This is a genomic window from Motiliproteus sp. (genome assembly GCF_965230735.1).
Taxonomy (GTDB): domain Bacteria; phylum Pseudomonadota; class Gammaproteobacteria; order Pseudomonadales; family Balneatricaceae; genus Motiliproteus.
Map to the genome: position 1 here is coordinate 1771216 of NZ_OZ246016.1, position 23559 is coordinate 1794774.

The 23559-nt window shown below is 58.3% G+C and carries 22 protein-coding genes; 8 read left to right on the plus strand and 14 right to left on the minus strand.

The window, feature by feature from the left end; genetic code table 11:
• Window positions 1–65 precede the first annotated feature (65 nt).
• Window positions 66–1769: a FapA family protein gene (locus ACO05M_RS08265; RefSeq protein ID WP_421870088.1), complete on the plus strand. Its 1704-nt coding sequence runs from the start codon at window positions 66–68 to the stop codon at window positions 1767–1769.
• A 57-nt stretch (window positions 1770–1826) separates the two neighbouring features.
• Window positions 1827–2264, plus strand: coding sequence for a hypothetical protein (locus tag ACO05M_RS08270; protein ID WP_421870091.1), 438 nt, complete (start codon window positions 1827–1829; stop codon window positions 2262–2264).
• A 42-nt stretch (window positions 2265–2306) separates the two neighbouring features.
• Here ACO05M_RS08270 and ACO05M_RS08275 read toward each other — a convergent pair whose 3' ends face one another.
• The 5 genes from ACO05M_RS08275 to ACO05M_RS08295 are packed head-to-tail and all read right to left on the minus strand — an operon-like array spanning window position 2307 to window position 8536.
• Entirely contained in the window at window positions 2307–2567 is a 261-nt protein-coding gene (locus ACO05M_RS08275; RefSeq protein WP_421870094.1) for a DUF3624 family protein, read from the minus strand.
• A gap of 26 nt (window positions 2568–2593) precedes the next feature.
• The gene (locus tag ACO05M_RS08280) at window positions 2594–3772 is read right to left on the minus strand and encodes an ABC transporter permease (RefSeq protein WP_421870097.1); all 1179 of its coding nucleotides are present in this window, start codon (window positions 3770–3772) and stop codon (window positions 2594–2596) included.
• Entirely contained in the window at window positions 3772–4767 is a 996-nt protein-coding gene (locus ACO05M_RS08285; protein WP_114695890.1) for an ABC transporter permease, read from the minus strand. Before ACO05M_RS08285 ends, ACO05M_RS08280 begins: the two co-directional genes overlap by 1 nt.
• The gene (locus tag ACO05M_RS08290) at window positions 4767–6698 is read right to left on the minus strand and encodes an ABC transporter substrate-binding protein (RefSeq protein WP_421870100.1); all 1932 of its coding nucleotides are present in this window, start codon (window positions 6696–6698) and stop codon (window positions 4767–4769) included. Before ACO05M_RS08290 ends, ACO05M_RS08285 begins: the two co-directional genes overlap by 1 nt.
• A complete protein-coding gene (locus ACO05M_RS08295) occupies window positions 6695–8536 on the minus strand; it encodes an ABC transporter ATP-binding protein (RefSeq protein ID WP_421870103.1) in 1842 nt (613 codons plus the stop codon). The genes ACO05M_RS08290 and ACO05M_RS08295 overlap by 4 nt, the downstream gene beginning before the upstream one ends.
• A 215-nt stretch (window positions 8537–8751) precedes the next feature.
• On the opposite strand from ACO05M_RS08295, the gene ACO05M_RS08300 reads away from it, so the two are divergent.
• The 3 genes from ACO05M_RS08300 to ACO05M_RS08310 all read left to right on the plus strand — a co-directional run bounded on the left by ACO05M_RS08300 (window position 8752) and on the right by ACO05M_RS08310 (window position 13561).
• Window positions 8752–9303, plus strand: a complete 552-nt coding sequence (locus ACO05M_RS08300) for a hypothetical protein (RefSeq protein ID WP_421870107.1) — start codon at window positions 8752–8754, stop codon at window positions 9301–9303.
• Window positions 9300–11153 carry an adenylate/guanylate cyclase domain-containing protein gene (locus ACO05M_RS08305; RefSeq protein WP_421870110.1) on the plus strand — a complete coding sequence of 618 codons (1854 nt, stop codon included), beginning with the start codon at window positions 9300–9302 and terminating at the stop codon, window positions 11151–11153. The genes ACO05M_RS08300 and ACO05M_RS08305 overlap by 4 nt, the downstream gene beginning before the upstream one ends.
• A gap of 215 nt (window positions 11154–11368) precedes the next feature.
• The gene (locus ACO05M_RS08310) at window positions 11369–13561 is read left to right on the plus strand and encodes a bacteriohemerythrin (RefSeq protein WP_421870113.1); all 2193 of its coding nucleotides are present in this window, start codon (window positions 11369–11371) and stop codon (window positions 13559–13561) included.
• Between the two features lie 44 nt (window positions 13562–13605).
• Here the strand turns inward: ACO05M_RS08310 and tal are convergent, their stop codons facing one another.
• Together tal and dusA are read right to left on the minus strand one after the other, a co-directional pair.
• Complete coding sequence (gene tal / locus ACO05M_RS08315; protein ID WP_421870116.1) at window positions 13606–14556, minus strand: transaldolase; 951 nt, start codon at window positions 14554–14556, stop codon at window positions 13606–13608.
• A gap of 75 nt (window positions 14557–14631) precedes the next feature.
• Entirely contained in the window at window positions 14632–15642 is a 1011-nt protein-coding gene (gene dusA, locus ACO05M_RS08320; RefSeq protein ID WP_421870119.1) for a tRNA dihydrouridine(20/20a) synthase DusA, read from the minus strand.
• Between the two features lie 222 nt (window positions 15643–15864).
• Between dusA and ACO05M_RS08325 the strand changes: the two genes are divergently transcribed.
• Window positions 15865–16449: an ABC transporter substrate-binding protein gene (locus tag ACO05M_RS08325; protein WP_421870121.1), complete on the plus strand. Its 585-nt coding sequence runs from the start codon at window positions 15865–15867 to the stop codon at window positions 16447–16449.
• A gap of 91 nt (window positions 16450–16540) precedes the next feature.
• Here the strand turns inward: ACO05M_RS08325 and ACO05M_RS08330 are convergent, their stop codons facing one another.
• From ACO05M_RS08330 to ACO05M_RS08340, 3 genes are all read right to left on the minus strand, one after another.
• Window positions 16541–17257, minus strand: a complete 717-nt coding sequence (locus ACO05M_RS08330; RefSeq protein WP_421870124.1) for a substrate-binding periplasmic protein — start codon at window positions 17255–17257, stop codon at window positions 16541–16543.
• 322 nt (window positions 17258–17579) lie between these two features.
• Complete coding sequence (locus tag ACO05M_RS08335; protein WP_421870127.1) at window positions 17580–18410, minus strand: 3-keto-5-aminohexanoate cleavage protein; 831 nt, start codon at window positions 18408–18410, stop codon at window positions 17580–17582.
• Window positions 18410–19753: an aspartate aminotransferase family protein gene (locus ACO05M_RS08340; protein WP_421870132.1), complete on the minus strand. Its 1344-nt coding sequence runs from the start codon at window positions 19751–19753 to the stop codon at window positions 18410–18412. Before ACO05M_RS08340 ends, ACO05M_RS08335 begins: the two co-directional genes overlap by 1 nt.
• Before the next feature lie 147 nt (window positions 19754–19900).
• Here ACO05M_RS08340 and ACO05M_RS08345 point away from each other — a divergent pair, with 147 nt between their 5' ends.
• Window positions 19901–20815, plus strand: a complete 915-nt coding sequence (locus tag ACO05M_RS08345) for a LysR substrate-binding domain-containing protein (protein ID WP_421870135.1) — start codon at window positions 19901–19903, stop codon at window positions 20813–20815.
• 150 nt (window positions 20816–20965) lie between these two features.
• Window positions 20966–21199: a hypothetical protein gene (locus ACO05M_RS08350; RefSeq protein ID WP_114695864.1), complete on the plus strand. Its 234-nt coding sequence runs from the start codon at window positions 20966–20968 to the stop codon at window positions 21197–21199.
• A gap of 143 nt (window positions 21200–21342) precedes the next feature.
• On the opposite strand, the gene ACO05M_RS08355 is transcribed toward ACO05M_RS08350, so the two are convergent.
• From ACO05M_RS08355 to folX, 4 genes are read right to left on the minus strand one after another with little or no spacing between them, the layout of a single operon-like run.
• Complete coding sequence (locus ACO05M_RS08355) at window positions 21343–22071, minus strand: SDR family NAD(P)-dependent oxidoreductase (RefSeq protein WP_421870137.1); 729 nt, start codon at window positions 22069–22071, stop codon at window positions 21343–21345.
• Window positions 22072–22114: 43 nt separating this feature from the next.
• Complete coding sequence (locus ACO05M_RS08360; protein ID WP_421870139.1) at window positions 22115–22504, minus strand: DUF3429 domain-containing protein; 390 nt, start codon at window positions 22502–22504, stop codon at window positions 22115–22117.
• Between the two features lie 18 nt (window positions 22505–22522).
• Entirely contained in the window at window positions 22523–23158 is a 636-nt protein-coding gene (folE, locus tag ACO05M_RS08365; protein ID WP_421870142.1) for a GTP cyclohydrolase I FolE, read from the minus strand.
• Window positions 23148–23558 carry a dihydroneopterin triphosphate 2'-epimerase gene (gene folX, locus ACO05M_RS08370; protein ID WP_421870144.1) on the minus strand — a complete coding sequence of 137 codons (411 nt, stop codon included), beginning with the start codon at window positions 23556–23558 and terminating at the stop codon, window positions 23148–23150. Before folX ends, folE begins: the two co-directional genes overlap by 11 nt.
• Window position 23559: the final 1 nt, after the last annotated feature.

The window sequence follows — 23559 nt, forward strand, 5'->3', positions numbered from 1 at the left end:
GGTTATGCCGGTCTGTTGTAGACCCATGTCAGGAAAGTCTTGGGAATCGATCATCGGAGGATACTGTGGACGCGATTCGGTTTAGCTTGTCGGAGGATCAGCAACAACTTCAGGCCGAGATTGTCGTCGACGCATTGCGCCGTCTTGGCGCCCCCAGCCGCGATCAGCTAATGGAGCTGATCCAGGCTTCGGATTATCAACGCTTCAAACTGGATACCGACTCGCTGCAGCAACTGCTCAGTTGTGCCAAAAGCCTGGCCAGTAGCGATCCGGACAGTGCGGCCGGTATCAGCACCTCCGTTATTCTGGCGCAGCGGATCGATGCTGAGCTAACCCTTAAAACCAGCGAAGACCGGATGCAGGTTGAAGCCCTGATCTGCAGTGCCTATGGCGGCGCGCCGATTGATGCTCCCCGTTTCAAACAGGCGCTGGTCAAAGCCGGAATACGTCACGGAATCGATACCCAGGCCGCTTCCCAGTTAATGAAACAGGCTTATCGGGCCGAACCCGGCTCCCTGCACAGTGCCGTAATCGCTCGAGGAAAAGACCCGATCAAAGGGCGAAATGGGTACTGGAACAGCCTGATTGAAACCACCCAATCCACCGATCGGCCCGACCAGAGCCATGACGGCTTGATCGACCTGCTGGATTACGGCGAGATACCCAGTGTCCAGCCCGGGGCGGTGCTGATGGAGTTGGTGCCGCCGGGTGCGGGTGAGCCGGGGGCCGATGTCTGCGGACAGCGGTTAGCGGCCGAGCCGGGCCATGAAGCGGATTTTGTCAAGGCCGAGGGGGTCGAGTTATCTGCCGACGGCAAGCAGTTGGTTGCGGCCCGTGCCGGGATGCCGGTGGAGATCCCCGGCGGGATGCGGGTCGATAATGTCTATGTGGTATCCCAGGTTGACGTCGAGAGTGGCCATATCGAATTTGACGGCAGCGTGCTGGTGCGTGGCGATGTGGCCGAGATGATGAAGGTGGTCGCCACCGGTGATATCACTATCGGCGGCTCGATCGAGTCGGCGTATCTACAGGCCGGGGGCAATCTGGAGGTTCGCAAGGGTGTGGTCGGGCATCAGCGCTCCGACGATGACCATCACTTCAACAGTGAAGATCTGACCTGCGAGCTCTACGCTAAGGGTGATATCCACGTGGGGTTTGCCCAATACGCCCGACTGCAGTCCGAAGGCAGTATCCTGGTCGACAAGCAGCTGATCCACTGTCTGAGCCAGGCCCGGCTGTCGATGCAGGTCGGCCGCAGCGGTGATCGTAATGGCAAGCTGATTGGTGGCGTCAGTCGAGTCGGTAAGCAGCTTGTGAGCGGGGAGGTCGGTACCGATGCCTTTATCCCGACCCAGATCGAACTTTACCCGGCAGCGGTGGCCGATATCGACCAGCAGATGACGAAACTGGCGGAGTCGGTTGAGCAGCAGGAGCAGCAGCTGGCCGAGGTGAAAGAGCAGCTGAGCACGCTGTCATCACAGCCCAAAACTCCGGAGAACCAGAAAGCCTATAAGCAGGCTCTACGCCAGAGTATTGAAGTCGGCAACCAGGCGGTGGAATGGGATCAAAAGCGGCAAGCGCTCAAGGAGAAGCGCAAGGGGCTGTTTGCCGGGGTCGAGCTGATCGCCAGAAAAACGCTATTTCCGGGGGTGATACTGTCGGCCGATGATCACCAACTGAAGAATCAGCAGCAGCACGAGGGTGGTGGCTATAGTCTGGTAGATGGCGAGATCTGTTATCAACCGGAGCTGAAAGAGGCGGCTAAATAGATCGGCGGGCTGCCGTTCCGGGTAGCGGAAACGCCGAGCAACCAGGGGTATGGAGTGATGGACAAGGTTGACCACCTGCTGTTGCTCGAATATGAAGCGCATCAGGCACGTTATCGACAACTGGCCGAGCGATCATCCTCATTGCAACAGAGCGTGATCGTGCTCAGCGCCGCGGTTTGGGCCTGGACCCTGACCGAAGGGACACCGCAGACAACGCCGCTGCTGATCTGTTTACCGGCATCGCTGACGCTACTGTTTGCCGCCTATGCCGCCTTTCTGCATGTCATCGCCAGTGACCTTCATGTGCGGCTGGCGGAGATCGAGCAACGGTTGGGCCAGAGTATTGATGTTGGCCTCTACCAGCGCCGTCAGCGAGGTGAAAAGACGACACACGATCGCTTTGTGCTCTGGATCGCTCTGTTCTGGACGGTGATCTTATTGCTCAATCTGCTGATGGCGATGTGGGTGCAGCAGGGAGTCTTTAGCGTCGGCTAGCTATCGTGCTTCAGAATGGCCTTGTCCGTGGCTCCAGCTGATTTATCGGTCCAAGGCTGTTTTGCCGTTGTTGTGGCGTCGATGGTGCAGGGCCATTAACAGGTGACTGAGGCCCAGCAGCGACAACAGCAGTGCACCGACCAGGGCTGCCAGGGTTGAGGTCGGCTCGGCGCCGCTCCAGGCCAGGTAGCCCCATAAGCCCCAGCACAGCAATGCGAAGATCCAGGCCTTGAGTAGGCAGTCGCGGCAACGCCCCAGCTTATTGATCAGCGAGGCGTTCAGACAGTAGCGGCAGTTTCCCATCGTTATCGGTTATCCACCCAGCTTGATCAGTGCTTGTAGGGGTCGGCGGCATCGCGCAGCCCGTCACCGAAGAAGTTGAACGCCAGGATGATGACGATAACCGGCAGCACCGGGAACATCAGCCAGGGGTAGATCGCTACCACGTTGATGTTCTGTGCCTCATTAAGCAGGACCCCCCAACTGGTGATCGGTGGGCGCAGGCCCAGACCGAGGAAGCTGAGCGCGGTCTCACCCAGAATCATCGCCGGAATCGACAGCGTGGCCGAGGCGATCAGATGGCTGAACAGTCCCGGCAGCAGGTGCCGACCGATAACCCGCTTGGGTTTGGCCCCCATCAACTGGGCCGCGAGGCAGTAGTCTTCTTCGCGCAGCGCCAACAGTTTCGAGCGGACCGCCCGTGCCAGGCCGGTCCAGTCCAGTAGAGCCAGGATCAGGGTGATGCCGAAGAACACCCACAGCGGACTCCAGGTGACCGGCAGGATCGCCGACAGCGCCATCCATAGCGGCAGCTCCGGGAACGAGCGGATCACCTCGGTGATCCGTTGCACGCTGGAGTCGACCCAACCGCCGTAGTAGCCGGCCAGACCTCCGATCAGGATGCCGAGGAAGAAGCTCAGGCTGATACCGATCAGGCCGATGGTCAGCGAGATTCGGGCGCCGTAGGTGATCCGGGAGAGCAGATCACGGCCGAGTCGGTCGGTGCCGAGCAGAAAAAGCGTCGCACCTTCCGGGGCGCAGAAAAGGTGCCGGTCGGCTTCCCACAGCCCCCAGAACTTGTACGGGTCGCCCTTGCAGAAGAACTGCAGCGGGTAGACCTGGCTTTTATCCTCGCTGTACTCGCGCAGCAGCTTCTGCATATTGAGTTCGTAGTTCCAGCCGTACACAAACGGGCCGACAAACTCCCCCTCATGGATAAAGTGCACCGGTTGCGGCGGCGAGTAGATGTAGTCGGTGTGCCGGGTCGACAGGGCATAGGGCGCCAGGAACTCGGTAATCAGGATCGACAGGTACATCAGCGCCAGGAAGATGCCGCAGATCAGCGCCAGGCGGTGACGCTTGAAGCGCCACCAGATCAGTTGCCACTGGGACGCGAAGTAGTACTTCTCCTGTTCGGGGCTGATCGCCTCGATCGATTGGGGGTCGAACGGTTTCTGACTGACCCAGTGGTCGTTCTGCATCGGTGCTTCTGAGGAGTGAGTAGCCATCAACGCGACCCTCCCTGTAGCCGTATTCGGGGATCAAGCAGCGCCAGGGCCAGGTCGGACACCAGCACCCCGACCACGGTCAGGATCGCCAGGAACATCAGGAAGGAGCCGGCCAGGTACATATCCTGGCTCTGCAGCGCGGCGATCAGGATCGGGCCGGTGGTTGGCAGTGACAGCACCACCGCGACGATCTCGGCGCCGGAGATGATGCTCGGCAGCATGTTACCGATGTCGGCAATAAAGAAGTTCAGCGCGGTGCGCAGCGGGTATTTGACCAGCAGCTTGAACGGCGGTACCCCCTTGGCTCTGCCGGTAACCACGTAGGGTTTGTGCAGCTCGTCGAGCAGGTTGGCACGCAGGCGTCGAATCATCGCCGCGGTCCCGGAGGTGCCGATCACTACGACCGGGATCCACAGGTGTTCGAGCACCGATTTGAGTTTGTCCCAACTCCAGGCTTGATTGACGTACTCGGGGTCCATCAGGCCACCGATGGAGGTGCCGAAGGTGACGTTGGCAAAGTAGAGCATCACCAGCGCCAGCAGGAAGTTCGGTGTGGCCAGGCCGAGAAAGCCGAGGAAGGTCAAACCATAGTCACCCCAGCTGTACTGGTGGGTGGCCGAATACATTCCGATCGGGAATGCGATCATCCAGGTAAAGGCGATGGTGAAGATCGAGATCACCGTGGTCAGGAACAACCGGTCGCCGACCACATCGGTAACCGGCAGGCCGTACTCGAACGAGTAGCCGAAATCTCCCACCAGCATGCCGGTGGCCCAGGTCCAGTACTGCATCAGGAAGGGCTCATCGAGGCCGTATTGCTGGCGCAGCATCTCGATCTGGTGATGATCGATCGATTCGCCCTGGCTCTCCAGCTCGGAGATATAGCTCTCCAGATAGTCGCCCGGCGGCAGTTGGATGATCACGAAGATGATGAAGCTGATAATGATCAGCGTCGGGATCATCAGCAGCAGGCGATTGAGGATATAGCGGCCCATCAGTTCGCCTCCTGGGTGTTTGTCGTTGTCGAAAGCGCAGGGTCAAGCCAGAAACGATCCGGCCGGTAAACGCCGAAGTAGCTGTTGGGCTCCCAGTTCCATAGCCCTTCGGCGGGAACGTTACGCAGGTCCGAGCGAATCACAATGGGTTGCAAGACACGGGCGACGGTACCGATGCTGTAGACCTGATCGCTGTAGATATCGAGCATCTGCTGCCAGATCTGCGTTCGCTGTTCGGCGTTGGTGGCCTGGCGCCAGGCATTGTTCAGTTCCAGCAGCCTCTGAGCTTCGGGTAACACCGGCGCTTCACCCTGACCGGTTTCATAGTGTTTGCCCCATTGGGACCACTGCAGCTGCTGCTGTGTGGTCGGCGCCAGCTCGGCCGGGCTCATATCCGACGACGGGATCGCGTTGGGCAGGCCGGTCCAGACCGACATCAGCGCCTCGCCGGCGAAGATCCGGTTGCGGAATACCTCCCGCTCGGTCGGCTTGGTGTGGATCTTGACGCCGATCTGCATCCAGCTGTCGTGGATCAGTTCCAGAATGTCGGACTCTTCGGTGCTGCCGCCGGCGGATTGGATGATGATCTCCATCGGCCGACCGTCCGGCAGCAACCGGATCCCGCGCGGGTCCCGTTCGGTTAAGCCCAGCTGATCCATCAACGCATTGGCTTGGACCAGATCGAACTCGGCCCAGCGGCTGCGGTATTGGGGCTTGAACAGGGGTGATTCGGGTAGCAGGCTGTCGGCCCCCTCCAGCGCCAGGCCGAAGAAGATCACCTGGTTGATCTCGTAGCGATTGACCGCCAGCGACAGGGCGCGGCGGAAGCGTACGTCGCGCAGCAGTGGCTGCCAGACCGGATCGACCGCATTGAGGTTGGGGTACAGTGACATCCGTGAGCCGCGCGAGGTCCGCCACAGCATCACGTCGACATGGTTTCTTGAGGCGCCTTCGTGCAGGAAGGTGTAGTCATCCAGACTCAGGTAACGCCCCTGCAGGTCGGATTCGCCGGAGCCGGTCTTGGCCGGCACCAGCTTGCCGCTGGCGATATCGACGATCAGCTCGTCCAGGTAGGGCAGCTGGTTACCCTGGGTATCGAGCCGGTGATAGTAGGGGTTGCGGACGAAGTGGAAACGCTCGGCCGGCGGTTTGGTGACCGGCATCCAGGGCTGCAGAGTGGGCAGATCCGGGTTGTCGAACTTGTACTGATGGTCTTTGCGTTGGTGGAGCGCGACCCAGGATTTTTTCTTGGTCTTGGCCTTGGCAACCTTATCGGCCAGCTCGTCCGGGTCGGCATAGTCCGGGTGGAACTGTTTCATGTAGTGGGACGGGCGGTAGATGTACAGCGGCCGCGGGCCGGCCAGGGCCAGCAGAAATTCCGGGTTGGGGCGGTGCCAGCTGTAGCGCACGGTGTGGCGGTCGAGCACTTCGAATATCGGCGGCTTGCCTTCCACCAGCAGCTTGTTCGGTGGCCCGAACGGGTACAGCTCCTCGTTGTTGGCCATCGACTCCCAGAAGTAGCGGAAATCTTCACTGGTAAACGGAGCGCCGTCGGACCAGCGGTGGCCGGGGCGCAGGTGTAGGGTGAAGATTCGCCCTTCCTCAACCTGGTAGTCCTGCAGGATATCGGCTTGCAACTGCATCGATTCGTTGAAGCCCACCAGCCGGGCATAGCCGTAGACTACCAGTTGGCGGACATCTTTGGCCTTACCCATCAGCAGATTGATGGTCCCCCCGGACAGGCCCAGACTGCGTCCGGGCAGGGTCTCAAACGAATCCACCAACGGCGTTTGCGGTAGCCGCTGGGACAACGGCGGCAGCTCTCCCTGCTCAACCTGAGGGGCGAAATAGGGCGGTTCCAGCAGCGTCTGGGGTTGTTGCGCCAGTGCTTGGCCGCCGAGCAGGAGTCCGGTCAGAATTAACCACTTCATGACATCAGGCTCCGTTCAAGCTGCTCAATGGGTTGGCGCCGAACCTGATGGTCGGGTTCGATCTCGATCAGTTCCAGATCTGCATCGCTCGGAGCGCAGTAGGGCTCGGGCCAGAGTTCGGGAATATTGTGACGGCCGCTCTCGAGCAGTTCGAAGTCCAAAGGACGGGACAGGTCCGGATAGGGAACGGCGGCCAACAGCGCCTTGGTGTAGGGGTGTTGCGGGTTGCGGAAGATCTGCTCGCGTCGACCGACTTCCACCAGTTGGCCGCGGCACATCACCCCGATCCGATCGGCAATGTAGTCGACCACCGCCAGGTTGTGGGAGATAAACAGGTAGGTCAGCCCCAGCTCGTGCTGCAGGTCCTTGAGCAGATTCAGAATCTGCGCCTGCACCGACACGTCCAATGCCGAAACCGGCTCGTCGAAGATCAGCAGTTCAGGGTCGAGCGCCAGTGCCCGGGCGATGCTGATCCGTTGCCGCTGGCCGCCGGAGAAGCTGTGGGGGTAGCGGTTGAGGTAACGGGGATCGAGCCCCACCAGCGCCATCAATTCGCGAGCCCGCTGCAACTGTGAGGCGGCGTCACCGACCTGATGAATCTGCATCGGTTCGACCAGGATATTGAGCACCGTCATCCGCGGATTGAGGGAGCTGAACGGGTCCTGGAATACGATTCGCATTTTAGGGCGGAACGCCCGCAACTCTTCACCTTCGAGCTTCAACAGGTCGATCATTCTGCCGCGATCGTTGTACAGCAGCTTCCCCGAATCGGGCTGTACCGCCCGCATCAACATCTTGCTCAGTGTCGTTTTACCGCAGCCGCTCTCGCCCACCAGTCCGAAACACTCGCCGCAGCCAATCTCCAGGCTGACATCCTGTACCGCCTGGTGATGGTGAACCTCACCGCCGCCAAACCAGCTGCCGCTGTGGGCGCTGAAGCTTTTACTTAGTTGGCTCACCTGCAGGTGCGGGCCGGCTTCCATCTGTTCTTCGGTCCAGGGAGTTCGCAGGCGGCGGAAGTGGTCAATATCGTGTTCGATCTCGCGGATCGGTGTCAGCCGTTCGCCTTCACGCATGTCGAAGTGGGGCACGGCCGAGAACAGCGCTTTGAGGTAAGGGTGGCGGGGGGCTTCGAACAGTGACTTGGCCGGACCCCGTTCCATCACTTCGCCGTGATACATCACCACCACATCGTCGGCCATATTGGCGACCACCCCGAGATCATGGGTGATCAACAATACCGCCATGTTGAACTCCTGCTGTAGCGATTTGATCAGCTTCAGTATCTGCGCCTGTACCGTGACGTCCAGCGCGGTGGTGGGTTCATCGGCAATCAGCAGCGCCGGGCGACAGATCAGCGCCATTGCGATCATGGCTCGCTGACGCAGTCCGCCGGAGAGTTCAAACGGATAGCGCTTGATCGCCTTGTCCGGTTCCGGAAAACCGACCAACCGCAGCATTTCAATGGTGGCCTCGCGGGCTTGCTGCTTGCTGCAGTCACGATGAAGCAGCATCGCTTCCATGATCTGGTTGCCGATGCTGTGCATCGACGACAGCGACACCATCGGTTCCTGGAAGATGATCGAGATCTGATCGCCGCGCAGCGCCCGCATCGCCGGCTGATCCGGATGCAGTTGAGCGATATCGACGGTTTCTTCACCTGGCGGGGTGAACAGGATCTCACCGGCACTGATACGTGCCGAACGCGGCAGAATACCGAGAATGGCCTGGGAGGTGACGGTCTTGCCGGAGCCGGATTCACCGACCAGCGCCAGCGTGGTTCCGGCCCTGAGGGTCAGCGACAGATCTTTGACCGCCGTGATGGGGGTGCCGTGCATCTGAAATTCCACAGCAAGATTGCGTATTTCTAGTAGCGCGGGCGATTGCTTCATGCAGTTCTCTACTGATTGACGGAGAAAAAACCTAACCTATAAAAAATAGATGAAAATTAATTTCTTATCGAGCACTGTATGGTGAATTTCTGCAGTTAAAGTGGTCCTATTGATATACTTTCAGGATTATCAACGACAAGTTTCAAAGAGGTTTCCCGTTCATGTACAAAATGCGAACGCCCCGGGCTTGGCTGCTGGCCATGGTATTAAGCCTGGTTTGCGGGTCGGCAATGGCGAATCAACCCTTAGAAGCCTTCTTCGGGCAGTACATTGGCCAGACATCGGAAACCGAGGATGGAGAGTCGATTCGTCGCGACCTGAGCGTGACCATCGGTCCGACCGCCAAACAGGGCTTTTTCGTCAAATGGACCACCGTGGTTGAGAAGGCTAACAAGAAGCTCAAGCGCAAGGCCTATGAAATCAAATTCCGCCGCAGTCGGCGTGAGGGGATCTACTCGTCGGCGATGAAGACCAACGTGTTCGGCGGTCAGATTGCGTTGGACCCGCTCAAGGGAGACCCCTTTGTTTGGGCTCGAATCAAGGGTGACACTCTGACGGTTCATACCCTGGTGATCACCGAGGACGGTGGTTATGAGATGCAGGTCTATGATCGCACCCTCAATGAAAAAGGCATGCTGTTGGAATTCCACCGTTACCGCAGCGGTGATGAGTTACGTCAGGTGACTGCGCAGCTGGTTCGGGTGGCTGATTGAAGCCAGCCGTCACAATCACCTTCACCCGCCTACTGAGTGGCGGCTTTGGTCTGTTGGTACTGTTGGGTCTGGGGGTGCTGTTGTTTCTGGGGCTCAGTGGTACCCGCAGTAATACTCAGGCGCTGCTATCGGAGTTGTCGGACGAGTTGATGGCGACGGTGGTCGACCAGATCGACAGTCAGCTACAGCCGGTCGAAACTCAGCTGGATTACCTGGCCCACTCGTTAGGTTCAGCACGTTTCCCCATCGACGATAGCCAAGCCATCAGCCTGTTGTTTGAGGGCGCCCTGGCGGCGACCCCCCAGGTAACCGGTTTGTTGATGATCGATCCAGCAGGTAGACGGGTTTGGGTCGATCGTGACCAGCATGAGATCGCAATCGATTCCTGGCTAAAGCGTCGAAGCGAACGCTTGGATGCCCTGATGCAGCAACCGCCTTCCGGTTCGCTGTGGTTGGAGCCGACCTACTCTCCGTGGCTGGGTAAGCTGGTATTACCGTTGGTGCATCCGGTTTACCGTGGGACGAGCTTTGAGGGGCTGATTATCTCGCCGATCGAGGTTTCCAATCTGTCCGATTTTGTGTCGCAGCTTTCGGTTCAGGTCGAGTCTCCGGTCTTTATCCTGTATGACAGCGATCAGGTGCTGGCGCATCCGAAACTGAATTATCTACTGGAACAGTGGGTGGAGCAGGGCGAGTTGAATGGGCGGACCAGCTACCTGCCCCAGATCGGTGAGGTCGGTGATCCGGCTCTGCAGCAGATCTGGGGGCCGAGGCGAAAACAGGAACCCTTTGTGATGCCCGAGCATGCCCAGGCATTCACACTGAGAGATTCGGAAAGCCGGCTTCTCTACCTGATCCGACCGATGCAACGTTACGGTGACAAACCCTGGGTTGTCGGCACCTATCTTGACCCCAAGCAGATTCCGGATGTGTTTCAGAGAATGTGGGATATCCTGATCGCGGGTATCGCCCTGGTGGTTGTGATTCTGCTGTTGGTGTTCTGGATCAGTCGCCGTATCGGGGCCGTGGTGGATCGTACCGTGGCCGGCTTCGATGCGGTGGGCCAGCGCCCGCTGCGGCAGGTCGAGGACCTTCCGGCCAGTCGGATTCAGGAGTTCAATCGGGTTTCTGTGGCCTTTAATCGCATGCTTGAGGGGTTGCGTCAGAACGAGACCAGCCAGCGTCTGTTCGGCCAATATGTGCCCCAGGCGATCGCCAATGAACTGCTGTTGCAGCAGGGTGAATTGAAGCCGCAGCAGTGTGAGGCGACGGTGCTGTTTTGTGATCTGGAAGGATTCACCCGTCTGTCCCAGCAGTTGGAACCCCCGCGGCTGGTAGAAACCCTCAACAGCTACTTTTCCGCCGTGGTTGATGCGATCGAGTCCCACGGCGGGGTCGTGACCCAGTTTCAGGGTGACGCGGTGCTGGCTATTTTTAATGTGCCTCTGGCCGATCCGAAGCATGCGCTCAAGGCCTGGCAAGCGGGCTGTGAAATCCTGCAAAGGGTCGAGCAGAGCCAATTCTGCGGCCAGCAATTGCATTGCCGCATCGGTATCAATAGCGGTGAGCTGGTGGCCGGTAGTGTCGGGGCTAAGCAGCGACTCAACTACACCGTCCATGGCGATGCGGTGAATCTGGCGGCACGGTTGGAGTCGATGAACAAGGTCTACGGTACCCGTCTGCTGATCAGCGAATCCACCGCCAGTCAGTTGCAGGGACAACCCCTGGCCTTTGTGGCTGAGGCGGTCGTTCGAGGCCGTGAAGGAAAGGTTCGACTCTATACGTTGCAGGATCAGCCAGAGGATTCGCTTCAACGACAAGGCTTGAGCCAGCCGTCGACGAGGTCCTGAGATCGATCAATAATTGAGCGATTACAACTTGAAGCCGTCAGGGTAGCGGGATAAGGTCAGCAACTTAACCCCGCGTGTAAGGCTTCGCACCCGGCCCTGGATGATTGCGATAAGTGCTCCGTGTCCGGGTCAGTCCGGGGCGATCAGGTTCGTTTCAGAACCTAAGGTTTGCGTCTTTAAGCCTGAATGTTGCGGGTCCCTTTGAGGGGGTCAGGATGCCGGTTATCGAATGGAATGACGGCTTGAGTGTTGGTGTCGAGGAGATCGACAACGATCACAAGACGTTGATTACGCTGATTAATGATCTCTTTGTCGCGTTGGAGGCGGGTGATACCCAACGCAGCATCGAAGTCAGTTTTGATCGGCTTGAGGAGTATATCCACCGCCATTTCCGCCGGGAAGAGGCGTTGATGGCGCAGTACCAGTACCCTGATCGGGACAGCCATCAATCCCAGCACCACAATTTTACCGAGAAAGTACGGGCGCTGAAGGCGGAACTGCTCAGTGCCAGCTCCCGTGAAGTGACCGAGAAGGCGATCGATTTTCTGACCCAGTGGTTGATTCATCATATCGTCGCCGAAGACACCAAACTCGCCCAACTGATCAAGACAGCCCGGGAGCAGAAGCAGCCGGGCTGGGGTGGCTTCGCGGCGCGCTTTTCCCGGGCGGTGCCGTTTCGAACCCGCGTGCTGTTGACCGCTCTGATTCCCACGCTGGGGATGGTGTGCCTCAGCCTCTATATCATGCTTCACAGCGCCGGCAAGGTGAGTGCGCTGAGTGACCTGGAATCTCTCTACCAACTGGTCGATGAATCCAGCCATCTGGTCCATGCATTACAGGCCGAACGCGGTTTGAGTATTGGTCTGGTGGCAACCCAACCTGGGCGTCTATTAGACCGGCTACAAGTGCTTCGAAGCGACTCCGACGCCTCTATCCAGCGCTTTAAGACACATCTGAATCAGCTCCAGCAACACAGCCAGTATCCTTTTCTGCCTCGATTGAGCGATTTGTTGGTCCAACGCACCGATGAACTGGCTCAAGTTCGACTTGCCGTCGACAACCAGGTGCTGGCCAGTGCAGAGATTAAGGCGTATTACACCGCTTATATCGAGGAACTGTTGCAGATTGCAAACCAAATGAGCCATGTCCAGATGCCCAGTGTGATCGGCCATTCGATCAGTGCTTATCTTTCCCTGATCTACTACAAGGAGAAGCTGGGGCTTGAGAGGGCAGCAGGGCTTAAGGCGATTGAAGGTGGCGAGCTGCAAGGGGATAACCGGCACCAGTTCGATCAACTGTTGGGAGAGCAGAAGGCGTTGTTGCAGGTTTTCTACAACGAAGCTCCGGCCGTTCTGAGCGACTTGTTGGAGGCTGATCAGCACACGGCTGTGAGTGAAAAAGTGATGCGCCTGCAGCAGCAACTGCTGGACGGGGTCGATCAGAATAGCCTGGCGTCGATCAACGGGGATGACTGGTGGGAGAGCTTTACCGCTCGGATGAATCAATTGCAGACGGTGTTGGACCAACTGTCTCAGACCATCGTGCAGCAGTCACAGCGGTTTAAAAACGAGCAGGAGCGGATCATGTGGGTCACGGTGCTGCTGACCGGCCTGTTCCTTGCCCTGTTGTGGTGGCTTTCGCGGCTGCTGACTCGTAGCGTGATCGAACCGGTCGAGAGGGTCACCGAGGCGCTGAGTCGCCTTGCAGGGGGCGATCAGACGGTGCTGCTGAGTGATGCCCTGGCCGATGATGAGCTGCGCCATATCCTGAGCGCCTACGAGCGCTGCCGGGTTGAGATTCTGCAGGGTTCCTACGATGAAGCCAGAAGCTATCTGAACGAGCAGAAAGCCGATCGTTATCGCACCCTGTCATCGGTGGACCCGCTGACCGGCCTCTTCAATCGACGCCGCTTTAACGAGCTGGGACAGGTGGAGTTGGAACGGGCGGTGCGTTTCAACACGCCGATCACGGTGTTGATCATCGACGTGGACAAATTTAAGCAGGTTAATGATCGATTCGGCCATCACTTCGGTGATCGGGTCCTGCAGGGAATCAGCCATGCGCTGGAACGCCAGGCCCGCAGCTCAGATATTCTGGCGCGTATCGGCGGTGAAGAGTTCGCCATGTTGTTGCCGCAAACGCAATTGGACATGGCTCGACCGTTGGTTGAGCGTCTGCTGCAGCAGGTTCGGGTGCTGGAGTTTGAATGCGACGGTCAGCGACTATCCACGACCATCAGCATCGGTGTGGTCATGTGGGATGGCTGCCATCGCGATGGCCTGTTGTCCTGGCTGTTGAATCAAGCCGACCAAGCCCTCTATCAGGCCAAGCAGCAGGGGCGTGACTGTTATCGCGAAGTGGGGACGGACAGCGAAGCCGACGAATCGGAAGTGAATACCTCAACCTGAACCGCCCTGCCGATGGCAGGGCGGTGTCGAGATCAAGTGTCGGATCAGCTCTGCAGCAGTTGTTCCAGTTTGATCTGGTCGGCGGTGAAGTTACGGATTCCTTCGGCCAGTTTTTCGGTGGCCATCGCATCCTCGTTCATCATCCAACGGAACTGGGCTTCGTTGAGGCTCAGCTTGGTTTGCTCAGCGCCGGTCTTCGCCGGGTCCAGCTTGCGCTCGATGTGCCCCTCGGTGGAAGCCAGCTCGTCCAGCAGCTGCGGGCTGATGGTCAGACGGTCGCAGCCGGCCAGCTCGATAATCTCACCGCTGTTGCGGAAGCTGGCGCCCATGACCACCGTGTTGTAGCCGTGCTGCTTGTAGTAATTGAAGATCTTGGAGACCGACAGTACGCCCGGATCTTCCGCTGCCGGGTAGCTGTCGCGACCGGTGTCTTTCTTGTACCAGTCCAGAATACGTCCGACGAACGGGGAGATCAGATAGACGCCGGCCTCGGCGCAGGCCACCGCCTGGGCGAAACCGAACAGCAGCGTCAGGTTGCAGTTGATCCCCTCGGTTTCCAGCTGGCGGGCGGCCTGGATACCTTCCCAGGTGGAGGCGATCTTGATCAGCACCCGTTCCTTGCCGATGCCGGCTTCCTCGTACAGGCGGATCAGGCCGCGGGCCCGCTCGATGGTGGCCTGTGTGTCGAAGGACAGGCGCGCATCGACCTCGGTGGAGATCCGTCCCGGAATCACCTTCAGGATCTGCTCACCGAAGCTGACCGCCAGTTTGTCGGCCATCAGGTTCAGGGCGCTGGTCTGGCTCAGGTTCTGGCGCTCGACCCAGGTGCGGGTCTGGTCCAGCAGGGGGCGATACTGCTCCTGCTGAACGGCCTTGAGGATCAACGACGGGTTGGTGGTCGCATCTTCCGGGGTGTAGCACTCGATGGCGGCAAATTCACCGGTATCGGCGACTACCGTGGTCATGGCTTTAAGCTGTTCGAGCAGGTTTGACATTCCAGGTCTCTCTTATCGTAAAAATGTACATCGAGGCCATCTGTCATCGGCGGCCTCCAGGTGATCTTTAAGGCTTCAGGCGGCAAACAGGTCGGGTTTGACCAGCGCCAGGGCCTGTTTCAGAACGCCGACATCGGCGCCCGGTTTAAACGCATTTTCGCTGACATAACGGCGGAAGCGTCGTGCTCCCGGCTGACCCTGATAAAGCCCCAGCAGGTGGCGGGCAATCCAGCCCAGTTGCGCACCGCTGGCCAATTGCTGCTCGCAATAATCACACAACTCAAGCAGCATGGCGTCCAGTTCCACAGCATCGCCGCCAAACAGGGCTTGGTCAACCTCGGCCAGCATCAGCGGGTTCTGATAGGCCTCACGACCCACCATCACACCGTCGAGGTGTTGCAGGTGTTGTTGGCACTCTTCCAGGGTCTTGATGCCGCCGTTGATGATGATCTCAAGCTCGGAGTAATCCTGCTTCAAGGTATAGACCCGCTCGTAATCCAGCGGCGGAATCTCGCGGTTCTGCTTCGGGCTCAGGCCCTTCAGGATCGCTTTGCGGGCATGGACGATAAAGGTACTGCAGCCGGCCTCGGCCACCGGCTCGATAAAGCGGCGCAGGAACTCGTAACTGTCCTGATCATCGATGCCGATTCGGTGTTTGATGGTAACCGGAACCGAAGTCACCGCCTTCATCGCGCTGACGCATTTGGCCACCAGCTCCGGTTGCGCCATCAAGCAGGCGCCGAACATACCGTTCTGAACCCGGTCGCTGGGGCAACCGACGTTCAGATTGATCTCATCGTATCCCCATTGCTCCGCCAATCGCGCACACTCGGCCAATGCCTGCGGGTCGCTTCCCCCAAGTTGCAACGCTAGTGGATGCTCGGCTTCGTTGAACAGCAGGAAGCGCTCGGCTCCGCCGTGCAGGATCGCACCGGTGGTGACCATCTCGGTGTACAGCAGCGCATGCTGGCTCAGCAAACGATGGAAGTAGCGACAGTGGCGGTCGGTCCAATCCAGCATCGGGGCGACGCAGAAGCGGCGAGAAAGTTCTATGGGTGAAGCGGCAGGAGAACAGGTTTGAATCATGGGGTACAGCGTTCAGTGGGAATGAGAGCCGATTATACACGGCCCTTTGTGACAAGGCTCGAAATGACGCTTGGCGTTCCTGTTTGTTGATGATTTATGGCTTTTTAAAAATAAAAGCATGGGCTAGATTGTGAAGAATCAATTGATGCATTAGCGAAGTTCATTGATAACGCCTTCAACTGTACAGGCCTCTCTCGATGGCAGTCGTTGTGAGTATCAATTATGGCATCTGGCATTCCGAAGCTTCTCAGACGACTCTCCCGACTATTCCTTGCTGGTGTGATTGTCGTAGCTCATATGGGAGCCGTACAGGCGTCAGATCAGGTTACGCTTCAATTACGCTGGGTCCACCAGTTTCAGTTTGCCGGGTATTACGCTGCTCTAGAAAAAGGCTATTACGCTGACGAAGGCCTATCCGTAGAAATACGTGCAGCTGGCCCAAACCGTCCTACCCCATTGGAAGCGGTAGTTGAAGGAAACGCTCATTATGGCGTTGGAAATTCAGGCCTGGTTGCCGCTTATCACAAGGGAGCTCCGGTGGTGGCGCTGGCCGCGATTTTACAACGCTCTCCGAGCGTATGGCTTTCACTCAAAAGTGAGAACCTAAACACACCGCTTGAGCTGGCTCGTCATCGACTGGTGGCGATTCAGTTAGCTTTGATTGTGGCTCCAGATAGAGTTTTTTTTGATCGCCACACCGTTACTGTCATGCAACTTCGGGTCAGCCTGAGCTGTTCTAGATCGCCCCGACTCTGCTTGTTCACTTTAAATGCTGAAGCGGATGTAGGGGGGCGGTTGGTAGAGTAAAGGATATGTTGGAATGTGAGCAATTCAACAAATCATTCCAGAAACATGGGCTGTATCACAACTAGAAAAATTGCCGGCAACAGCTGAGCGGTTACTCTAATCTGCTGCCCGTCGGTGTTGCTAGCTGGTAGTAGCGTACGAGCAGTTGATCATACCGTCCTGTCGCTTTGATCTGATCCAGTTTGGTCTGCCACAGCGCGATCAGGCTGTCTGAGGTATCGGTTGAAAAAGCCAGATAGCCGTCGGTGGCATAAAGAGGGACTTTGGTATTGGCGATCGAATCTGCTCCGGTTTGGGTCTGCAGGCGCATCTGCGGTTCCAGGTCATCCCCCAGCGTGGTTAGCGATACCCGTTTGAGTTTGAGCATCTCCCAACAGCTCTCGTAGGAGTCGGCGGCGATCAGATTGTCAAAGCCGTTGGCGCGTAGATATTGGGCATGGGCGTTGCCACGATAAATGCAGATCGCATCAACGTGGCGAGCATCTTCCAGACGGCGGATGCCGGTGGGCGAGGTGACATTTTGGTAAAACGCCACGGTGTTCGATAGCAGCGGGCCAACCCACTTGAAATGAGGTTCGCGTTGCGGGGTTCGGCTCAAATTAAACAACGCGCTACGCTGTTGGTTTCTCAGGGTTCGGATGCCCCTCTCTAGGGGAATCGGCTGAATCTTGGGGGCTTGACCGATCCCTAGCATCAGCTGGCGAACCAGCTCGACCAGAAAGGCGCGTCGCCCTGCGTGTGGCAGCCCTCTCATCTCGCCGTCCGAGTCGATTTCGGTGGCTTGTTCCGCGCTATGGGTATAGACCATGATCATTTCGGCCTGTGTGCTGATTGGCCCGATCAGTAGGATTAGCGAAAGCAAAAAACGCTGTATAACCACGCCGTAACTCCCGGAATCTGATTACGTAATTTCGTTGCTCCTCTGTCAGTGTAGTGCGTTCGTGTTTTGTGGCGGGTAACTAGTTTGCCATCACGGTATCGCAAAAACCGGGTCCATCTCCACCAAGCTAATCGCTACCTGATGTCAGCCAACCCGGCACCGAGCTGGGCTGCCGGGTTGGCGATAACGGCGCTGCCCGGTCCGACAGTGAAGATAAAAGCCAAGTTGTATAGCACCGTAGAGTGTCGATTTAGGAGGATTTGTAGCACCGACGTACAGAGGCGGCGTTGTGCAGCTCCCGTCCCATGCCGAGCACGTTGTGTCTTAACTGCGCCACCTGCTCGGCGTTGTTGTTGGCCTGGCTACCGTCGCTGCGCAGCAGGTTGTTCTCGAACCCGACCCGGGCATCGCCATCGAAGCTGCAGGCGGCCGCCAGGCACTGCTGCTCGCGTTGGCCGAAGGCGCACAGCGCCCAGGAAACCGTCGGGATTTGTCGTTGTTCGAGCTGTTGCAGGAACGGCAACAGCTCCTGCGGATTGGACTGCTGACCCTGACTGTAGCGTCCGAGCACGAACAGCAGGTGGTGATGGTCGCCGGGTAATACGCCCTGATCGAGCAGGCGGTAATAGCGAGCCAGGTCGTCGGCGCTGTAGAGAATGTATTGGGCCAGAATGCCGCGGTCGCGGACCCAACCGAAGAAGTCGGCGGCCTGCTCAAGCCAGCTGTCACCGGGAATCAGCTCACGCAGGGCGAAGGAGGCGGCTTCGGGCTGCAGCTCGCGGATCAGCTCCATCTGTTGCGGCGGTTGGTAGATCCCGACCGCTTCGGTGGTCAGCTGCACGATTACCTGATCACCCAGCTCATCGTTGACCTGCTTGAGCATCGCGGCGTTGTCGTCGATCTCCAGACTGTGGCGACCTTCGGCATCGCGGGCATGCAGGTGCACCATCGCCGCGCCGGCTTCGACACAGGCGGCAACTTCATCGACCATCTCGGCCGGGCTGATCGGCAGCGCCGGATGATCGGCTTTGCTTCGGCGGGCGCCGTTGGGGGCAACGATGATCAGACAGGGGTTGCTCATTATGAGGTCTCCTTGGCCAGAGTGTGGAATACCTGATTCAGGCTCAGCGACAGTTTATCGACCAGTTCGTCCAGCTGATTGTCACCGATGATGTAGGGCGGGGCCAGCAGCACGTGATGACCTTGTTCGCCGTCGATGGTGCCGCCCATCGGGTAGCACATCAGGCCGTTGTCCATCGCGGTCTGCTTGATCCGGGCCGCCAGGGCGGTGCTGGGATCGAAGGGTTGTTGGCCGTCCCGATCCTGTACCAGTTCCAGTGCCATAAAGAGCCCGCGACCGCGGATGTCGCCGACACGGGGGTGGTTTTCAAAGCGTTGATTGAGCCGTTCGGCCAGGCCTTGTCCTTGACGGCGGACCCGTTCCAGCAATTGGTCCTGATCAATGGCCTGCAACACTGCCAGCGCAGCCGCCGAGGCGGTGGCATGGCCCATGTAGGTGTGGCCGTGCTGGAAAAAGCCGCTGCCGTCGGCGACCGCCCGGTAGATCCGAGAACTGGCGATCATTGCGCCGATCGGCTGATAACCGGCGCCCAGCCCTTTGGCCACGGTAACGATGTCGGCCTGGATCTGTTCCTGCTCCTGGGCAAAAAGGGTGCCGGTTCGACCGATTCCGCACATCACTTCATCGAGAATCAGCAATACTCCGTACTGGTCGCAGATCTCACGGATCCGCTTGAAGTAGCCCTCGACAGCGGGAACCGCGCCGGCGGTGGCGCCGACCACCGGCTCGGCGATAAAGGCGGCGACGTTTTCCGGTCCCAGCTCAAGCAGTTTCTGCTCCAACTCGTTGGCAACCCGCTGACCGTACTGGTAGTCGGTTTCCCCCGCATGTTTATCACGGTAGGCGTAGCAAGCGGCGATATGCTCGGCGCTGGTCAGGATCGGGTCGAACGGGGCTCGACGCCACAGATTGCCGCCCACGCCCAGTGCACCCAGGGTGTTGCCGTGGTAGCTCTGGCGACGGGAGATAAAGTGAACCCGTTGTGGCTGATCGATCTCGACAAAGTACTGTCGTGCCAGTTTCAGCGCCGACTCCACCGCTTCGGAGCCGCCACTGACCAGATAGACGTGGTTCAGATCACCCGGTGCCTTGGCGGCCAGCTGCTCGGCCAGTTGCTCGCAGGCTTCGGAGGTGAAGAAACCGCTGTGGGCGTACGCCAGTTGCTCGACCTGGGTGTTGATCGCCTGACGAACGCCGGGGTGGTTGTGACCCAGGCAGGAGACCGCGGCACCGCCGCAGGCATCCAGATAGGCATTGTTGTGCTGGTCAAAGAGGTAAACCCCTTCGCCGCGAACGGCGGTGCGAAGTGGAGTATGGCAGTGGCGGTGGAATACCTGGCTCATTTTTAGTCTCGTTGTGTCAGTGAGTCGTTGGGGTTGAGATCCGCGTGATTTGGGCGAATTAGACGCCCGTTTAATCGTGACGACAAACGAGTTATTCTGAGCAGGTATTACCAAATGGAATATCTGGTCGGGTTCGGGGGAACAGCCATGCAACGAAATCTACCCTCAATGGCTGCCTTGAAAGCGTTTGAGGCATCGGCCCGCTGTTTAAGCTTCTCCCGTGCGGCCGAAGAGCTGTTTCTGACCCAGGGCGCGGTCAGCAAGCAGGTGCAACAGCTCGAACATTATCTGGATCAAAGCCTGTTTGAACGCTTACCGACCGGGATTCAGCTGACTGCCGCCGGCGAACTGTACTATCCGCCGGTCTGTCAGGCTCTTGATATCCTGCAGGCCAGCACCGCTCAGTTGAGTCAGGCCGGCAATATCAGCAAGGTGGTGTCGTTGGATATCTCGCCGTCGCTGAGCTCACTCTGGCTGATACCCCGGCTGGCCGATTTCAACGCCCGTCATGGTGATATCCATCTGGATATTCAGGTTGGTGACGGCAATATCCGCGCCCAGACCCTGAATGCGGATATCGCGATCCGCTGTCTGCCGCTGGGTAACTACGCCGAAGCCCGCCTGATCGCTGAGGAGCGATTGCTGTTGATCGCCAATGCCCAGCAACAACGGCAAGCTCCATTGGACACCATGGATTCGTTGTCAGCCCAGACCCTGATTCCTCATCTGACCCGGCCGCAACTTTGGAGCGCTTTTTTGGCCGCACAGTTCGATGAGTCGGCGTCGCATTCTCCGGCCGGGTTTCAGTTTGGCGCCGGATTCCAGCATTTTTATATGACCCTGGAAGCGGTACTGCATGGAATGGGATTCGGCTTGGTACCGGATTTTATGGCTGCCGCCGCGCTCTATCGGGGTGATGTGGTGAACCCGTTGGAGAGCAGTTTTCGCAGTGGTTACGGCTACTACCTGACTGTGCCGGCCCACAAGGCACAGCTGGGCAAAAACCGTCGGGTTGTGGAGTGGTTGATCGAGCAGTTTTCTGACAACGATGGTTGGAGATAAAACTGCGGGTTGGGTAAATCTGGCGCTAATTTGACGCCGATCAAGATTTGAACAGGCAAAATTTGCTGATTTTTTGAACATCCGGATTGTGCGCTGCAAAGATGGGTGTATGATGCTTAAGTCTAATTTTTAAGCATTCGGAGCTGATCAATGAACACCAATGTTTATACCGGTATTGCTAACGATGACCGTCGTATCGAGGCTGAACTGCAGGCCATGGGCGCCTACGATCAGGCCCAGGCCGACGAACCGTCCATGCTGAGCAAAGCCCTGCTGGCGGTGGAAGATTTCATTACCTGGATGCGTTGGAAAGGCGAGGTTGGTGTTTACGGCTGCCGTGTTGGTGCGGTCTACGCCCGCTGCCTGGAATCCCGCCCCGCTTAATCGCTCCTTATAGTCGCGGACTCAGCCGCCTGGTGATGTTCGCGACCTGTTGTCGAAGCCGAGCCTGTTCCCACTGCTTGAGGGAGGGCTCTGCTCGATCCTAGATCTGCCCTCCGTTGCTATTCTTTACTCCTGTTCTTGATTCACCAGGGCAGCCGTTCTCCGTCCCAACCGAAAAACGCCCCGCTGTTGTCCGGATCGACGTTATCGATCAATTCTCCAATGCGCTCGGCCGTTAATCGGGTGGAATAGAGCTTGTCGGCCGGTATGTTGCGTTGGAACGGCTGGGAAAGTCGCGTGTCGGTTGTGCCGGGATGAATGGCCACGACGCTGGCATTGGGGAAACTGCGGCGCCACTCGATCGACAGGGTACGGATGAACATGTTCAACGCCGCCTTACTGATCCGATAGCTGTACCAGCCCCCGAGACGGTTGTCACCGATCGAGCCGACTTTGGCCGACAACACCCCCAATCGGAAGGTGTCTTTGCGTTGGTAGAGCTGCTCCAGCTCCTGGGCCAAGGCGATCGCGCTGTGGCAATTGGCGCGGATATTGTCGAATAGGAATGTCTCCGACAGCTGACGCAGCTGCTTCTCCGGTGAGTGGGAGTCCTGGTGCAGCAAGCCGCAGCAGGACACCACTAGGCTGGGTTTGAGCTGCTGCTCGGTCAGCCACTGCGCCAGTCCTTGATACCGCCCTTGGTCGGCGGTTCTATAGCGCACTAAACCCTGGTGCTGTCGGTCCAACTGATCCAGTGCGGATGAGCGGTGATGGCTGATGGCGACCACCTGTCGGCCTTGGGCCAGCCAGTGTTGCGTCAACGCCAGACCGATACCGCCGTTGGCGCCGTTGACCAGAGCGGTTATCGCCATACCCACAACCCAGCCAGCAGGTGGCAAAGTCTCACCGTGGCCGTCAGCATGATCCGCATCGACCAGTACCAGTGGGGGTAGCGCAGCCTCCAGCGCAGCCTGACTTCGGTGACCAGCAACAGCAAAAAGCCGCTGCCGCTGAGACCAAGTCCAGCTCGATCGGCAACAACATCACCAGGAACGCCAACAGTGACAACAGGATCGCCATGCTGGTGCTGACCGATCGCTGCAGCTCTTCACCCGTGATGGCGGGTAACCAGATGGCACCGGCCATAAAGGCCAGGATCACCGCACCGTAAGCGCTGAAGGATTCAAGGGCCTGGTTTTGGATCGAGACGGGCCAGATCGGTAGCAGGGCACCTAACAGGATAAAAGGCAGCACCCCCAGCCAGCTGTATGTCTGGACCTGACCGCGAAGCGGTAGTGTTTGCATGGCATTCTCCCGCCGGGTTTAGCTGAGAAACTCGGCCCGGGTGTGGTGATTGGTCTTGAAGATGCCGCCCAGGGCAGTGGTGGAGGTGGAGGAGTTCACATCCTTGACCCCGCGGGCTTTGACACAGTAGTGGGTGGCCTCTATCGACACGGCGACATTGTCGGTTTCCAGCAGGGTTTGGAGGGCCACCAGCACTTGCTGGGTCAGCCGCTCCTGTACCTGGGGACGTTTGGCGAAGAAGCGAACGATACGGTTGATCTTCGACAGACCGATGATTTTCTGGGCCGGGATATAGGCGACCCGGGCCGAACCATCGATGGTGATAAAGTGATGCTCGCAGGTACTGGTCAGATCAATTCCTTTGACCTTGACCATCTCATCCACCCCCATCTTATTCTCGATTACCGCGATCCGGGGGAAGTTGTCGTAATCGAGCCCTGAGAATATTTCGTGGACGTACATCTTGGCGATACGGTGCGGGGTTTCGCACAGGCTGTCATCGTCCAGATCCAGCCCCAAAGTGGCGACCACCTCGGTCAGCAGGCCACGGATTCGCTCATACTTCTGCTCGCTGGTGTAAGGCGTTTCCACCAGCGGGGTTTCCAGGTGGTGCTCGATCAGGGCGTCGCGGACGCACTCGGCTTCAGGTGACATGATAAGACTCCTGTTCTGGCGGATTGGGGTGGCGGGTCGGCTGCTGTTGCTCCAGCGTCAGCGAGACCGAGTCGGCAAAGCGCAACGCATGGGGTTTATCGATGCTTACTCGGGCATAACTGACCCAGGGGTGGTCGCAGCAGATGGCCAGGGTGTCGGCAACCAGTTTTTCCAGCAGCAGGAAACGTCCCTGCTCGATATGGGCGATCATGCGTTTGGTCAGGGTTTTGTAGTTCAAGGCACTTTCAACCTTGTCGGACAGACACAGTTGGGAAGCGGGATAGTGGATTTCCGCGTTGACGATGATGTCCTGCTGTTTACGCTTCTCTTCATCGTTGAACCCGATATAGGTCCTCAAGCGTAAGTTGGTGATGTTGATAATGGCGTTGTTGGTGGCCATG

Coding starts and splice junctions, on each gene's coding strand:
- ACO05M_RS08270 (WP_421870091.1), top strand. CDS start 1,827: ATGGACAAGGTTGACCACCTGCTGTTGCTCGAATATGAAGCGCATCAG.
- ACO05M_RS08275 (WP_421870094.1), bottom strand. CDS start 2,567: ATGGGAAACTGCCGCTACTGTCTGAACGCCTCGCTGATCAATAAGCTG.
- ACO05M_RS08280 (WP_421870097.1), bottom strand. CDS start 3,772: ATGGCTACTCACTCCTCAGAAGCACCGATGCAGAACGACCACTGGGTC.
- ACO05M_RS08285 (WP_114695890.1), bottom strand. CDS start 4,767: ATGGGCCGCTATATCCTCAATCGCCTGCTGCTGATGATCCCGACGCTG.
- ACO05M_RS08290 (WP_421870100.1), bottom strand. CDS start 6,698: ATGAAGTGGTTAATTCTGACCGGACTCCTGCTCGGCGGCCAAGCACTG.
- ACO05M_RS08295 (WP_421870103.1), bottom strand. CDS start 8,536: ATGCACGGCACCCCCATCACGGCGGTCAAAGATCTGTCGCTGACCCTC.
- ACO05M_RS08300 (WP_421870107.1), top strand. CDS start 8,752: ATGTACAAAATGCGAACGCCCCGGGCTTGGCTGCTGGCCATGGTATTA.
- ACO05M_RS08310 (WP_421870113.1), top strand. CDS start 11,369: ATGCCGGTTATCGAATGGAATGACGGCTTGAGTGTTGGTGTCGAGGAG.
- tal (WP_421870116.1), bottom strand. CDS start 14,556: ATGTCAAACCTGCTCGAACAGCTTAAAGCCATGACCACGGTAGTCGCC.
- dusA (WP_421870119.1), bottom strand. CDS start 15,642: ATGATTCAAACCTGTTCTCCTGCCGCTTCACCCATAGAACTTTCTCGC.
- ACO05M_RS08325 (WP_421870121.1), top strand. CDS start 15,865: ATGGCATCTGGCATTCCGAAGCTTCTCAGACGACTCTCCCGACTATTC.
- ACO05M_RS08330 (WP_421870124.1), bottom strand. CDS start 17,257: ATGGTCTATACCCATAGCGCGGAACAAGCCACCGAAATCGACTCGGAC.
- ACO05M_RS08335 (WP_421870127.1), bottom strand. CDS start 18,410: ATGAGCAACCCCTGTCTGATCATCGTTGCCCCCAACGGCGCCCGCCGA.
- ACO05M_RS08340 (WP_421870132.1), bottom strand. CDS start 19,753: ATGAGCCAGGTATTCCACCGCCACTGCCATACTCCACTTCGCACCGCC.
- ACO05M_RS08345 (WP_421870135.1), top strand. CDS start 19,901: ATGCAACGAAATCTACCCTCAATGGCTGCCTTGAAAGCGTTTGAGGCA.
- ACO05M_RS08350 (WP_114695864.1), top strand. CDS start 20,966: ATGAACACCAATGTTTATACCGGTATTGCTAACGATGACCGTCGTATC.
- ACO05M_RS08355 (WP_421870137.1), bottom strand. CDS start 22,071: ATGGCGATAACCGCTCTGGTCAACGGCGCCAACGGCGGTATCGGTCTG.
- ACO05M_RS08360 (WP_421870139.1), bottom strand. CDS start 22,504: ATGCAAACACTACCGCTTCGCGGTCAGGTCCAGACATACAGCTGGCTG.
- folE (WP_421870142.1), bottom strand. CDS start 23,158: ATGTCACCTGAAGCCGAGTGCGTCCGCGACGCCCTGATCGAGCACCAC.
- folX (WP_421870144.1), bottom strand. CDS start 23,558: ATGGCCACCAACAACGCCATTATCAACATCACCAACTTACGCTTGAGG.